This window comes from Janthinobacterium goodfellowi (assembly GCF_051380695.1).
Classification (GTDB): Bacteria; Pseudomonadota; Gammaproteobacteria; order Burkholderiales; family Burkholderiaceae_D; genus Janthinobacterium.
Genome location: NZ_JBNYXN010000008.1, coordinates 57,991 through 70,337 on the forward strand (window position 1 = coordinate 57,991; position 12,347 = coordinate 70,337).

The following is a 12,347-nucleotide window of genomic DNA, read 5'->3' on the forward strand; positions in this document are numbered from 1 at the left end:
CGTTTTACCTTCCGCCTGCCTAGAATGGGGCTTCATCCACTTGCGGAGCATCCCATGCCCATCCTGAACCTGCGTTTGTCCACCACGCCCGATGCGCGCCAGTCGGCCGCCATCGCCGCCACCTTGAGCACCTTGACGGCACAGTTGCTGCACAAGGCGCCCGCATTGACATCGGTGGCGATCAGCCATCTTGACGCGGCGCACTGGTTTGTCGGCGGGCCATCCCTGCAGGTGCAGGGCAAGGCCAGCTTTTTCCTCGATATCCTGATCAGCGATGAAACGAATATGGCGGCGGAAAAGGCCGCGTATATCGCTGCCGTGTTCGCCGCCATGCGCGAGCATCTCGGGGCCTTGCATGACGTCAGCTATATCCACGTGCACGACGCGCGCCAGGCAGCCTGGGGCTACGGCGGCTTGACGCAGCAGTTCCGCGCCGTGTACAAGGCGCTGCAGCAGGCTTGATCAATCCCAGTGGCGATTTTGATAGTGTTGCACGGCGAAATCGACGAAGACCCTGACCTTCGGCGACAGCTGGCGGCTGTGCGGATACAGCGCGTACAAGGTGCGTGGGCGCAAGGTGTAGCCGGGCAAGACTTCCACCAGCTGGCCGCTGCGCAGCGCGTCGCGCACGATGAAGTCGGCCGCGCCGGCGATCCCCATGCCGCCCACAGCGGCCTCGCGCAGGGCGACGCTGGTATTGGCGCGCAGGCTGCCGCGTACGGCTACCTTGTGCGCGGCGCCGCCTGCGTCCGTGAACGACCACTCGGCCGGCTTCTCGCCGGAGCTGTACAGCAGGCAATCGTGCTGCGCCAGGTCTTGCGGCGTGGCCGGATGGCCATGGCGGGCCAGGTAGGCGGGCGAGGCGACGGCCAAGGTGCGGCTGCTGCCCAGCTGGCGCGCCACCAGGGTGGAATCGGGCAAGCCGCGCGCCAGGCGCAGCGCCACGTCGAAGCCATCCTCGATCAGGTCGACGATCCGGTCATTGCAGACCAGATCGATGTGGATGTGCGGGTAGCGGCGCGTAAAGTCGGGCAGCCAGGCGGCCAGTTCCAGGGTGCCGAAAGCCATCGGTGCATTGATGCGCAGGTTGCCGGACGGCTGTGCCTGGTGCATGGCGACGGCGCGGTCGGCCGCATCAAGGGCGTCGAGGATGTCGCGGCTGGCCAGATAATATGCCTGGCCGGCGGCCGTCAGGGCGAAGCGGCGCGTGGTGCGGTTGAGCAACTGGGCGCCCAGCTGGCTTTCCAGCTGGCGGATCTGGCGCGACACGATGGAGTGGGAAATGCCCAGCGCGGCGCCGGCGGCCGTGAAACTGCCCAGTTCCACGACGCGGCGCAAGGCGCGCAGGGCGGTCAGCTGGTCCACGGGCGCTTGCGGCCGGTATCGATGGCTGAATTAAACGAAACGCTTGCCTTCGAGGGGGAATCCCTTGATGAACTCGGCTGCGGGCAAGCGCTTGCCGCCCGGTTTTTGCAGTTCCGTCAGGCGCAGGGAGCCATTGCCGCAGGCCACGACGATGCCGTGCTGGGCGTCGGCCGCCAGCACCTGGCCCGGCGCTTCCTTGCTGTCCGCTTCGAGTACCTCGGCGGCCCAGATCTTGATGGTGGTGCCATCGACCTGGCCGCAGGCGCCGGGAAACGGATTGAAGGCGCGGATCTTCAGGCCCAGTTCCAGCGCAGGCTGGCTGAAATCGAGCGCCGCTTCTTCCTTGGCGATCTTTGCCGCATAGGTGACGCCCGCTTCCGGCTGCGGCACGGCTTCGAGCGGCTGCTGCTGCATCTTGCGCAGGGTCTCGACGATCATCTTGCCGCCCAGTTTGGCCAATTTGTCGTGCAGGGTGGCGGTGGAGTCGCCCGCTTCGATGGGCGTGCGCTCGATGGCCAGCATGGGGCCCGTGTCGAGGCCTTCTTCCATCTGCATGATGGTCACGCCCGTTTCATCGTCGCCGGCCTCGATGGCGCGGTGGATCGGTGCGGCGCCGCGCCAGCGCGGCAGCAGGGAACCGTGGATATTGATGCAGGGTTTGATGTCGAGCGTGCTGCGCGGCAAGATCAAGCCGTAAGCCGCCACCACCATCACGTCGTAGTCAAGGGCCAGCAGGCGTTCGTGGGCCGCCTTTGCCTCGGCGGCGCGTTGCGGATCCTTGCTGTCCATGCGCAGGGACAGCGGCTGCAGCACCTCGATGCCATGCTGCTGCGCGTACTGCTTGACGGCCGAAGCGTGCAGCTGCATGCCGCGTCCGGCGGGGCGGTCGGGCTGGGTCAGCACCAGCGGAATCTCAAATCCCGCTTCGTGCAAGTCTTTCAGTGCCGTGGCGGCGAATTCAGGCGTGCCTGCGAAGATCACTTTCATATGGTTCCTTGACGTGAGGTGCGCAGGCCCGCGCCCGAGGGCGCCAGGCTGGCGTGGTGTAACGACTACTGTTGCTGCTTAGTCTATCAGCAGTAGCTTAGAAACGGCGGTTCTGTGCGCGCAGGCTCGCTTCGCGCTCGAGACCGCGGATTTCCTTGATCATCTTGGTCTTGATGCGGTTGCGCTTGAGCGGCGACAGGTATTCGACGAATACCTTGCCCAGCAAATGATCCATCTCATGCTGGATGCAGACGGCCAGCAAGCCATCGGCTTCCAGCTCGAACTGCTTGCCGTGGCGGTCCAGGGCGCGCACCTTGATGCGGGCCGGGCGCTCGACGCCATCGTAGACGCCGGGCACGGACAGGCAGCCTTCGTCGTAGACCTGCTTTTCTTCGCTAGCCCAGGTGATTTCCGGGTTGACGAATACTTGCAGCTGGTTTTTCTCTTCGGTGATGTCGATCACCATCATCTGGATATGCGCGTCCACTTGCGACGCGGCCAGGCCGACGCCAGGAGCGTCGTACATGGTTTCTGCCATGTCATCGATCAGGGTTTGCAGGCGCGCGTCGAACTCGGTGACGGGCTTGGCGATCGTGTGCAGACGAGGATCGGGGTAACGCAGGATATTTAATATGGACATACGGATTCGACTGGTTAAGGTGGGCGCCGGTGCGCCGGATTATTCATGCCTGGGCCATGCGGACGATGGCAGGGCTATTTTATTTTTGAGTACGCTACGGTTGGGCGCGTGTGGCGCAACGGCGCGGCAGATGCGTTTGCCAGTGCGCTATTCGTTTGCTGCAAAGGGAAATTTTATCACAGACGCCCATGGCCCTGTGGACGGCGGGCCGTTTTGCGGCGCCATTGCACGCATCCTTGCGCGCGTCGGTATCGCGTGCGCGCCATGGCGCTAGCATGGGATGGCACAGTACACAACGAGGTTGTCATGCATGCAATCGCAACGAGGGCGGACACGGCCACGGAACTGGCGGGCTGGCTGCGCCTGCAGCATCTGCCCGGCGTGGGGCCGGTGGCGGCGCGCGCCTTGCTGGCCCGCTTCGGCTTGCCGCCGGATATCTTTGCCGCGCCGTTCGAGGCCTTGCGCGAGGTGGTGCCGGCCAGCGTGGCGCGCGCCATCGTGCAGCCGCCCAAGCCGGTGGCCAACAGCCAGCTGGAACTCACCCTGCAGTGGCTGCAGCGGCCTGGAAATGCCGTGCTGACCCTGGCCGATGCCGCGTATCCGCCCCTGCTGCTGGAAATCGCCGATCCGCCGCTGTTGTTATATGTGCGGGGGCGGGCGGAACTGCTGTCGCGTCCCGGCGTGGCCATCATCGGCAGCCGCAATGCCAGCGCGCAAGGCATGCAGAATGCGGCCGCCTTCGCGCAAGCGCTGAGCGCGGCAGGCTTGACCATCATTTCCGGGCTGGCGCTGGGCATCGACACGCACGCGCACGAGGGCGGCTTGCGCGACGCGGGCGGCACCGTCGCCGTGATCGGCACAGGCGCCGATCTGGTGTATCCACGACGCAACCTTGATCTGGCGCAAAGAATTGCCGAACAAGGCTGCATCGTCAGCGAATACGCGCTGGGCTTGCCGGCCATGCCGGGGAACTTTCCGCGCCGCAACCGCCTGATCAGCGGCCTGGCGCGCGGCGTGCTGGTGATCGAGGCGGCCGCGCAATCGGGTTCCCTGATCACGGCGCGCCTGGCCGGCGAGCAGGGGCGCGACGTGTACGCCTTGCCCGGTTCCATCCACTCGACTTTGGCCAAGGGTTGCCATGCGCTCATCAAGCAGGGCGCCAAGCTGGTCGAGTCGGCCGATGACGTGCTGCAAGAGCTGCAATGGCTGGGCAGCGTCCCCAGCGTGCAGGCCGCGGTGGAAGACGAACCGCCGCTGCTGGCCGCGCTGGGCCACGACCCGCACGATGCCGATACCCTGGCTGCGCGCAGCGGCCTGGCCATGGGCGCGTTGATGGGGGAATTGCTGGCGCTGGAGCTGGCGGGCCTGGTTGAACGCTTGCCGGGAGGACTGTTTCAACGCTGCAAATGACAGCTTGTCACTTGTGTGGCGGCCTTGCCGCACGGGGGCGCTTTGTCGGTGTGCGCCCTTGTGTCTTAGCGAACTTAGCTGCTAGAGTAGAGCCATGTTCGATATCCTGGTGTACCTCTACGAGACTTACTATCGCCCCGATGCCTGCCCCGAGCCGGCCGTCCTGGCGCGCAAACTGTCGGCCGTCGGTTTCGACGACGTGGAGATTTCCGAAGCGCTCGTCTGGCTGACGGACTTGAACGCCATGGCCGGCGCCGAGCAAACCCTGACGGCCAGTTCCACGGGCACGCGCTTCTATGTGCAGCAGGAAAGCGACGTGCTGGGCACGGCCGCCATCGGTTTCATCCAGTTCCTGGAAAGCGCCAAGGTGCTCTCGCCGCTGCAGCGCGAAATCGTCATCGAACGGGCGCTGGCGCTCGACGAGGCACCCGTGTCGCTGGGCAAGCTGAAAGTCATCGTGCTGATGCTGCTGTGGAGCCAGGGCAAGGAACCGGACGCCTTGATGTTCGATGACCTGTTCGTCGACGACGAAGACTTGCCTCCCCGCTTATTGCACTAATATATAGTGTCGTCATTGGCTGCGCTGCGGCTGTTGGCCTGACCCTGGCGCCGCTGCCGCGCCATCCCCTTTAAGATGCACTGCACCGGCGCGCACGCCAGACCATTGTGTTTGCGCTTGCGCATTCTTGCTTGCAGATAACTTGCCGAATTCTTCAATAGGCGCTTATCATTGGCCGCTTGACAAGACCACAAGTCACAGGGCCTTGCGCAGACAAAAGCGTCGGCGCCTGGCAATGCACTGTATGATGCGCATGCTGAAACTATCCTAGAGCATTTTTCGAGACTAAAAAATATGACAAAAACCCTCATCATCGCCGAGAAGCCTTCTGTCGCGAACGATATCGCGAAGACGCTTGGCGGCTTCACCAAGCACGATGAGTACTTTGAATCGGATGAATACGTCCTGTCGTCGGCGGTCGGCCACTTGCTGGAGATCGCCGTGCCGGAAGAATTCGACGTGAAGCGCGGCAAATGGAGTTTCGCGCACTTGCCGATGATTCCACCGTATTTCGCGCTGAACCCGATCGCCAAGACGGAAGCGCGCCTCAAAGTATTAAACAAGCTGATCAAACGCAAAGACGTAAGCACCCTCATCAACGCATGCGATGCGGGGCGCGAAGGCGAGCTGATTTTCCGCCTGATCGCGCAAAACGCCAAGGCCAAACAGCCGGTCAAGCGCCTGTGGCTGCAGTCGATGACGCCGGGCGCCATCCGCGACGGTTTCTCGCACCTGCGCAGCGACGAAGAAATGCTGCCGCTGGCCGACGCGGCCCGCTGCCGTTCGGAAGCCGATTGGTTGATCGGCATCAATGGCACGCGTGCCATGACGGCGTTTAATTCGAAAGAAGGCGGCTTCTACCTGACCACCGTGGGCCGCGTGCAGACGCCGACCCTGTCCATCGTGGTCGAACGCGAAGACAAGATCAAGAAATTCGTGCCGCGCGACTTCTGGGAAGTGCGCGCCGAATTCGTCTGCGCGGCCGGCATCTATGAAGGCCGCTGGCTCGACACGAAGTTCAAGAAGGACGAGAACGACCCCGAGAAGCGCGCCGAGCGCCTGTGGAGCAAGACGGCTGCCGACTCGATCGCCACCGCCTGCCGCGGCCGCCAAGGCACCGTCACGGAAGAATCGAAACCGACCACCTCGATGGCGCCGGGCCTGTTCGACCTGACCAGCCTGCAGCGCGAAGCGAACTCGCGTTTCGGCTTCTCCGCCAAGAACACCCTGGGCCTGGCCCAGGCGCTGTATGAAAAGCACAAGGTATTGACGTATCCGCGTACCGATTCGCGCCACTTGCCGGAAGACTACATGCCGACCGTGCTGCAGGCGCTGGAAACGGTCAAGGAAAACAGCAACTACCACCAGTTCGCCAAGCAGATCATCGACAAGGGCTGGGTCAAGCCGAACAAGCGCATCTTCGACAACACGAAGATCTCGGATCACTTCGCGATCATCCCGACGACGATCGCGCCAAAGAATCTGTCCGAGCCGGAACAGAAGCTGTACGACCTGGTCACGCGCCGCTTCATGGCCGTGTTCTTCCCGCCTGCGGAATTCCAGGTCACCACGCGCTACACGGAAGTGTCCGGCCATCAGTTCAAGACTGAAGGCAAGGTCATGACCAATCCGGGCTGGCTGGCTATCTACGGCAAGGAAGCGTCGACGGACGCCGACAAGGAAAGCAATGGCAACGGCAACCTGGTGCCCGTGGCCAAGGGCGAGAAGGTGCAGACGGAAAGTGTCAGCGCCAACGGCCTGGTGACGAAGCCGCCCGCGCGCTTCACGGAAGCGACCTTGCTGTCGGCCATGGAAGGCGCCGGCAAGCTGATCGACGACGACGAGCTGCGCGACGCGATGGCCGGCAAGGGTCTTGGAACCCCGGCCACGCGCGCGGCCACCATCGAGGGCTTGCTGACGGAACGCTACCTGATCCGCGAAGGCCGCGAACTGATTCCGACGGCCAAGGCGTCGCAGCTGATGACCTTGTTGAAAGGCCTGGGCGTCAACGAATTGACGGCGCCGGAGTTGACGGGCGAGTGGGAATACAAGCTGTCGCAGATGGAAAAAGGCAAGATTTCGCGCGAAGAATTCATGCGTGAAATCGCGCAAATGACGCAAATCATCGTCAAGCGCGCCAAGGAATACGACAACGACACGATTCCCGGCGACTATGCCACCTTGGAAACGCCGTGCCCGAATTGCGGCGGCGTGGTGAAGGAAAACTACCGTCGTTTCGCCTGCACCAAGTGCGAATTCTCGATGAGCAAGACACCGGGCTCGCGCCAGTTCGAAATCGCCGAAGTGGAGCAATTGCTGAAGGACCGCACCATCGGCCCGCTGCAAGGCTTCCGCTCGAAGATGGGCCGTCCGTTCGCCGCCATCCTGCGCATCGTGCGCGATGAAGAGATCAAGAACTTCAAGCTGGAATTCGATTTCGGCCAGAACGACGAGAGCGAAGATGGCGAAGGCGTCGATTTCACGGGCCAGACGCCTGTGGGACCGTGCCCCAAGTGCAATGCCGGCGTGTATGAAATGGGCCTGGCCTATGTGTGTGAACACAGCGTGGCCAAGCCGAAGACGTGCGATTTCCGCAGCGGCCGCATCATCTTGCAGCAGGAAATCTTGCCGGAACAAATGGCAAAACTGCTCAACGATGGCAAGACGGACTTGCTGCCGGGCTTTGTATCGCAGCGCACGCGCCGTCCGTTCAAGGCTTTCCTCGTGCGCGGCAAGGATGGCAAGGTGAGCTTCGAGTTTGAAGAGCGCAAGGCCAAGCCGGGCGCCAAGACCAAGGCCGCAGCGGCCGAGGTCGAAGGCGAAGAAGGCGCGGCGCCAGCGAAGAAAACGGCCGTCAAGAAAGCGGCAGCCGTCAAAAAGGCGCCAGCCAAGAAGGCCACGGCCGTGAAAAAGCCGGCCGCCAGGAAGGCGCCGGCGAAGAAGGCGGCAGCGGCGGAGTAATTCGACGCCAGCCAGACAAAAGCCAGGGATTTCCCTGGCTTTTTTTACGTCCCGATTTGATGGGGCAATGGTCAGGCTGGCGGTGTGGCCGGCGCCACCAGGCCCATTTCCTTGAGTACTTCATGCGCCGAGCGGAAGGCGTCGATGGCCAGCGGCATGCCGCAATACACGGCCGCGTGCAGCAGCACTTCCTGGATTTCCTGCATGGAGGCGCCATTGTTGACGGCGCCGCGCACGTGGCCGCGCAGCTCCTGGGCGCGGCCCAGGGCCGTCAGCATGGCGATCGTCGCCAGGCTGCGCGTTTTCAAGTCCAGGCCGTCGCGGCACCAGGTCGTGCCCCAGGCATTGCGCGTGACGAAGTCCTGCAAGGGCGCCGTGAAGGCGTCCACCTGGGCAAAGGCGCGCTCGACAAAGGCGTCGCCCATCACTTGTTTGCGCATGCGCAAACCATTCTCGAATTGTTCATCCATGCCGCGCTCCCGTTGCTGTACGTTTTCGATACTAGCGAGCCGGCATGGGGTGGTCAAGCTTAGTCGAGATAGTCCGAGTATTCGCGCTGCGCGTAATTCTGCAAATTCGCCCACGGCTGCGCCTTGCTGATGGTCGGCTGCAGCTTGACGTCGACCCGGCGATAGAACGTGTTGGCGCGGTCGCCGCTTTCGATGATCAGGGGAATCTGCTTTTGCTCATCCCACAGGATGCGCTGGAACACGCCATTCTTTTCCACTTCGCGCCAGCGCGCGCCCGTCACGTTCGATGCCTGTTTCGACAGCGGCATGGCGGCCACCAGTTTCGGGTCCAGCAGATAAAAACTGTTTTCCCAGGAACCGTCGAAATTGACGTTTTCGTACTCGGCCTTGGGAATCGAGACGACGATCTTGTCATGCGCGTCGATGTATTCCACGCGCACCGTGTTCTTTTCCAGCATCACGTGGCGCGGTATCAGCACGGGATTGAAGTGCTTGTGTTCATGCTGCGTGGCCGCAGTCGACGTTTTCAGGGCCACCTTGGTGTTGTCGCCATGCTTGTGGCCCGCATGCGCGTCCGTCGATGGCGCCAGCACGCGCTCGACCCACACGTGGCCGGGGCGGCGCAGCATCTTTTCTTCGTAGCGGCTTTCGCGCGTCACGCCTTCCGGCGTCAGGACGCGGCTGTAATAGGTGATGCCCAGGTCCAGGTCGGCAGGGGCGGAAGGCGTGGCGGGAGCGGCTTGGGCGCTGGCGGCAAAGCCGGCGGCCAGGAGGACGGCGATCAGGGACGATTTCATGGTGTTGCCTTTACGTGCAGAGGGGCGGAGGGCATACGCCATCCGCCCCGGTGGGGTTACCGTGTTGATGCGGATCAGAAGCCGAAGGCCGCCTTCAGCAAGTCGAACACCTTGGTGTTGTCCAGGGTGCCCTTGAAGGACTTGGCGCCGGCGCCCGTGGCCAGCAGCTTGACGTCGCCGCCGCCGTGGGTTTCGCTGGCCAGGCGCACGCCTGTTTCTTGCAGGTAGTTGTCTTTCAGGGCCGTGGCGCTGTCGACGTTGCTGCGCAAATCAGGGCGGTTCGGGCCATTGCCGAAGACCAGGGTGGTGTAGGTATTGCCATCGGCATCCTTGCTTGGCTGGTTATCCTTGTAGCCGCGGTTGATGTCGAGGATAGGGTTGCCGCGCTTGCCGTAGCCGTTGAAGGCCAGCGTGTGGTCATGGTCGGCCGTGACGACGATCAGGGTATTGGCCAGGGTCGGGTCGGTTTCCTTGATCTTGGCGATGGCCGCCTTGATGGCGTCGTCGAAGGCGATGGTGTCCGTCAGCGCGCGCTTGGCGTTGATGCCGTGCAAGGCGTGGTCGATGCGGCCGCCTTCGACCATCAGGAAGTAGCCGTTCGTGTTTTTCGACAGCAAGTCGATGGCTTTGAGCGTCATTTCCGACAGGCTAGGCTGGGTCGCGCCTTCGCCCAGCGGCGGCGTGGCCGTGCGGTCCAGTTCATATTCGAGGTGGCTGCGGGTGCTGTACAGGCCGATGAACTTCTTGCCGCTCGGCGCTGCCGCCATTTCCGCTTTCGTCGCGGCCACGGTGTAGCCCTTGGCGGCAAATTCCGTCAGCAGGTTGCGGCCATCGGCGCGGCCGTACTTGTTGCTCGTCGACCAAGGCGTGAAGTGGTTGCGGCCGCCACCCATCAGCACGTCGACGCCATCGCCGAGGGCTGCGTTGTAGCCGGCGCCGCCTGGCGCCGTTTGCGCGGCGATCGCGTATTGCGCATTGCGGTTGCAGATGTGCGAGAACGTCGTCGCCGGCGTGGCGTGCGTCAATTCCGTGGTGGTGATGGCGCCCACGGCCTTGCCCTTGGCTTTCGCCAGTTCCAGGATGGTCGGTACGGTCTTGCCGCCGGCCGGGCAATTGTCCACGCCCAGGTTGCCGTTGGCATCGCGGCCGGGTTCCTTGGCGATCGTGTCCTGCGCCATCGAGATGACTTCATTGTTCATCTTGACGCCGGTCATGTAGGCGGCCATCGATGGCGCGCTGTCCGTCGTTTGCGCATCGTTCGAGAACGTCTTGATGCGCGCCGTGCGTTCCAGCGTGTCCATCGTCAGGCTGCCGTCTTCGCCGTATTTGTAGATGCGCGACGCCGTCACGACGGACGGGCCCATGCCGTCGCCGAGGAAGAAGATGACGTTCTTGGCATCGGCGGCGTAGGCGCTGGCGACGCTGGCGGCCACGAGCGTGGTCAGCAAGGAGAGTTTCAGGGCGGGTTTCAATGCGAGTTTCATGTGCTTGTCCAATTCTTGTCTCTTGGGGATTACAGACCGCCGGCGGTCTTGACCAGGCCGAATACTTTGGTGTTGTCGATGGTGCCCAGGAAGGTTTCCGAACCCTTGCCGATGGCGCCCAGGAAGACGTCGGTGCCGCCGTGGGTTTCGTTGCCTGCCGTGGTGCGGATCACCGCTTCCTGGTGGTAGGTATTGGCGCTGGTGACGGTTTCATCGAGGCTGGCCATGGCGGCGCGGCTCGACTGCGTGCGGTTTTCGCCATTGCCGAAGCCGATGATCGAATACGGTGCGCCGTCCAGGTCCTTCTCGACCGCGCCGGTGACGTAGTTCTTCACCACGCCCAGCACGCCAGGGTTGCCGGCAGCCGTCTTGCCCGTGCGCTTGGCGTAGCCGTTCAGCACCAGGGTGTGGTCATGGTCGGCCGTGACGACGATCAGGGTATTGGCCAGGGTCGGATCGGTGAGCTTGGCTTTTTCGATAGCGGCCTTGATGGCGTTGTCGAAAGCGACCGTGTCTTGCAGCGCCTTCTTGGCCGTCGTTTCGTGCAGCGCATGGTCGATGCGGCCGCCTTCGACCATCAGGAAGTAACCCTTCTTGTTCTTGGCCAGCACGTCCATGGCCTTGGTGGTCATTTCCGCCAGGCTAGGTTCCTTGGCCGCATCGCGGTCCAGGTCGTAGCTCATGTGGCTGGAAGTGAACACGCCGAACAGACGGTCCGTCTTGGCCGGATCGACGGCCTTGAAGTCGGTGGCGTTATTGGCGACCGTGTAGCTCTTCGCTTTCAGTTCGGCCACCAGGTCGCGGTCGTCGGAACGCTTGCCGCCATCCTTGAACGGTTTGAAGAATTGCGCGCCGCCACCGAGAACCACTTCCAGGCCGGTGGTGCCCAGCGCGCTGTTGTAGCCCGTGCCGCCTGGCACCAGGGCCGCGGCGATATCGTTTTCCAGATCGCGGTGGCAGATGTGCGCGTAGGTCGCGGCCGGCGTGGCGTGCGTCACGCGCGCCGTGCTGACGACGCCGGCGGCAAAGCCCTTGGCCTTGGCCAGTTCCAGCAGGGTGGTGGCGGGCGTGCCGTTGCCGGTGCCGCATTTGTTGACCAGCTTGTTGCCGTTCGCATCCGTGCCCGGATCGATGGCGACCGTGTTGGCGGACATGGAAATGACTTCATTGTTCATCTTGACGCCGGTCATGTAGGCGGCCATCGATGGCGCGCTGTCGGTCACTTGCGCGTCGTTCGAGAACGTCTTGACGAAGGCCGTTTCCGGCAGGGTATCCATGGTCAGCGAGCCGTCTTCGCCCACCGAATAGATGCGCGCGGCCGTCATGGTGGTCAGGCCCATGCCATCGCCGAGGAAGAAGATGACGTTTTTCGGCGGTGCTTCAGCCACTACCTCTTCTTTTTTGGCATCGCTGCCGCAGGCGGCCAGCATCAGGGTGATGGCGACGCTGCAGCCAGCGACGGAAAATTTTCTGCGTGTCATGTGGTTCATCCGGCTAGGTTTGAAAGAGCTAGCAAGATAGCAATCCAATGTGACACCCTCATGACGCTGTGACATGTTTTGTGACGGCGCCACACCGCCGCAGCGGCGTGGCTTTCGCGCACGTCTACGCCGGAAAAATACACCGTACCGTGTCCGCCATCGGTAGATTACATCGAAATAAGCAACAAACTAT

At 63.0% G+C, this 12,347-nt stretch carries 11 protein-coding genes; 4 read left to right on the top strand and 7 right to left on the bottom strand.

Going from position 1 to position 12,347, the window contains the following annotated elements:
* The first annotated feature begins 54 nt into the window (after positions 1 to 54).
* Positions 55 to 462, top strand: a complete 408-nt coding sequence (locus tag ACQ4WQ_RS25190; RefSeq protein ID WP_436500834.1) for a tautomerase family protein — start codon at positions 55 to 57, stop codon at positions 460 to 462.
* On the opposite strand, the gene ACQ4WQ_RS25195 is transcribed toward ACQ4WQ_RS25190, so the two are convergent.
* From ACQ4WQ_RS25195 to def, 3 genes are all read right to left on the bottom strand, one after another.
* Positions 463 to 1,365 carry a LysR family transcriptional regulator gene (locus tag ACQ4WQ_RS25195; RefSeq protein WP_436500836.1) on the bottom strand — a complete coding sequence of 301 codons (903 nt, stop codon included), beginning with the start codon at positions 1,363 to 1,365 and terminating at the stop codon, positions 463 to 465. It lies immediately after the preceding gene.
* 30 nt (positions 1,366 to 1,395) lie between these two features.
* A complete protein-coding gene (fmt, locus tag ACQ4WQ_RS25200) occupies positions 1,396 to 2,352 on the bottom strand; it encodes a methionyl-tRNA formyltransferase (RefSeq protein WP_326458156.1) in 957 nt (318 codons plus the stop codon).
* Positions 2,353 to 2,449: 97 nt separating this feature from the next.
* On the bottom strand, positions 2,450 to 2,992 hold the full coding sequence (gene def, locus ACQ4WQ_RS25205; RefSeq protein WP_326458157.1) for a peptide deformylase: 543 nt from the start codon (positions 2,990 to 2,992) through the stop codon (positions 2,450 to 2,452).
* 306 nt (positions 2,993 to 3,298) lie between these two features.
* Here def and dprA point away from each other — a divergent pair, with 306 nt between their 5' ends.
* The 3 genes from dprA to ACQ4WQ_RS25220 all read left to right on the top strand — a co-directional run bounded on the left by dprA (position 3,299) and on the right by ACQ4WQ_RS25220 (position 7,922).
* Positions 3,299 to 4,402 (top strand): DNA-processing protein DprA, encoded by a 1,104-nt coding sequence (dprA, locus tag ACQ4WQ_RS25210; RefSeq protein WP_436500838.1) that lies wholly within the window; start codon positions 3,299 to 3,301, stop codon positions 4,400 to 4,402.
* A 94-nt stretch (positions 4,403 to 4,496) separates the two neighbouring features.
* Positions 4,497 to 4,961 carry a Smg family protein gene (locus ACQ4WQ_RS25215; protein ID WP_070222738.1) on the top strand — a complete coding sequence of 155 codons (465 nt, stop codon included), beginning with the start codon at positions 4,497 to 4,499 and terminating at the stop codon, positions 4,959 to 4,961.
* Between the two features lie 294 nt (positions 4,962 to 5,255).
* Positions 5,256 to 7,922, top strand: coding sequence for a DNA topoisomerase III (locus tag ACQ4WQ_RS25220; protein ID WP_436500841.1), 2,667 nt, complete (start codon positions 5,256 to 5,258; stop codon positions 7,920 to 7,922).
* 71 nt (positions 7,923 to 7,993) lie between these two features.
* On the opposite strand, the gene pcaC is transcribed toward ACQ4WQ_RS25220, so the two are convergent.
* The 4 genes from pcaC to ACQ4WQ_RS25240 form a co-directional block, all read right to left on the bottom strand.
* Complete coding sequence (gene pcaC, locus ACQ4WQ_RS25225; RefSeq protein WP_436500843.1) at positions 7,994 to 8,392, bottom strand: 4-carboxymuconolactone decarboxylase; 399 nt, start codon at positions 8,390 to 8,392, stop codon at positions 7,994 to 7,996.
* 59 nt (positions 8,393 to 8,451) lie between these two features.
* On the bottom strand, positions 8,452 to 9,189 hold the full coding sequence (locus ACQ4WQ_RS25230) for a hypothetical protein (RefSeq protein ID WP_436500845.1): 738 nt from the start codon (positions 9,187 to 9,189) through the stop codon (positions 8,452 to 8,454).
* Between the two features lie 74 nt (positions 9,190 to 9,263).
* Positions 9,264 to 10,673: an alkaline phosphatase gene (locus tag ACQ4WQ_RS25235; RefSeq protein WP_326458162.1), complete on the bottom strand. Its 1,410-nt coding sequence runs from the start codon at positions 10,671 to 10,673 to the stop codon at positions 9,264 to 9,266.
* 29 nt (positions 10,674 to 10,702) lie between these two features.
* Positions 10,703 to 12,154 (bottom strand): alkaline phosphatase, encoded by a 1,452-nt coding sequence (locus ACQ4WQ_RS25240; protein ID WP_436500847.1) that lies wholly within the window; start codon positions 12,152 to 12,154, stop codon positions 10,703 to 10,705.
* Positions 12,155 to 12,347 lie beyond the last annotated feature (193 nt).

Bases quoted from the DNA above. Each gene is read 5' to 3' on its own strand.
- dprA (WP_436500838.1), top strand. From the start codon at position 3,299: ATGCATGCAATCGCAACGAGGGCGGACACGGCCACGGAACTGGCGGGC.
- ACQ4WQ_RS25240 (WP_436500847.1), bottom strand. From the start codon at position 12,154: ATGACACGCAGAAAATTTTCCGTCGCTGGCTGCAGCGTCGCCATCACC.
- ACQ4WQ_RS25215 (WP_070222738.1), top strand. From the start codon at position 4,497: ATGTTCGATATCCTGGTGTACCTCTACGAGACTTACTATCGCCCCGAT.
- pcaC (WP_436500843.1), bottom strand. From the start codon at position 8,392: ATGGATGAACAATTCGAGAATGGTTTGCGCATGCGCAAACAAGTGATG.
- ACQ4WQ_RS25220 (WP_436500841.1), top strand. From the start codon at position 5,256: ATGACAAAAACCCTCATCATCGCCGAGAAGCCTTCTGTCGCGAACGAT.
- ACQ4WQ_RS25190 (WP_436500834.1), top strand. From the start codon at position 55: ATGCCCATCCTGAACCTGCGTTTGTCCACCACGCCCGATGCGCGCCAG.
- ACQ4WQ_RS25230 (WP_436500845.1), bottom strand. From the start codon at position 9,189: ATGAAATCGTCCCTGATCGCCGTCCTCCTGGCCGCCGGCTTTGCCGCC.
- fmt (WP_326458156.1), bottom strand. From the start codon at position 2,352: ATGAAAGTGATCTTCGCAGGCACGCCTGAATTCGCCGCCACGGCACTG.
- def (WP_326458157.1), bottom strand. From the start codon at position 2,992: ATGTCCATATTAAATATCCTGCGTTACCCCGATCCTCGTCTGCACACG.
- ACQ4WQ_RS25235 (WP_326458162.1), bottom strand. From the start codon at position 10,673: ATGAAACTCGCATTGAAACCCGCCCTGAAACTCTCCTTGCTGACCACG.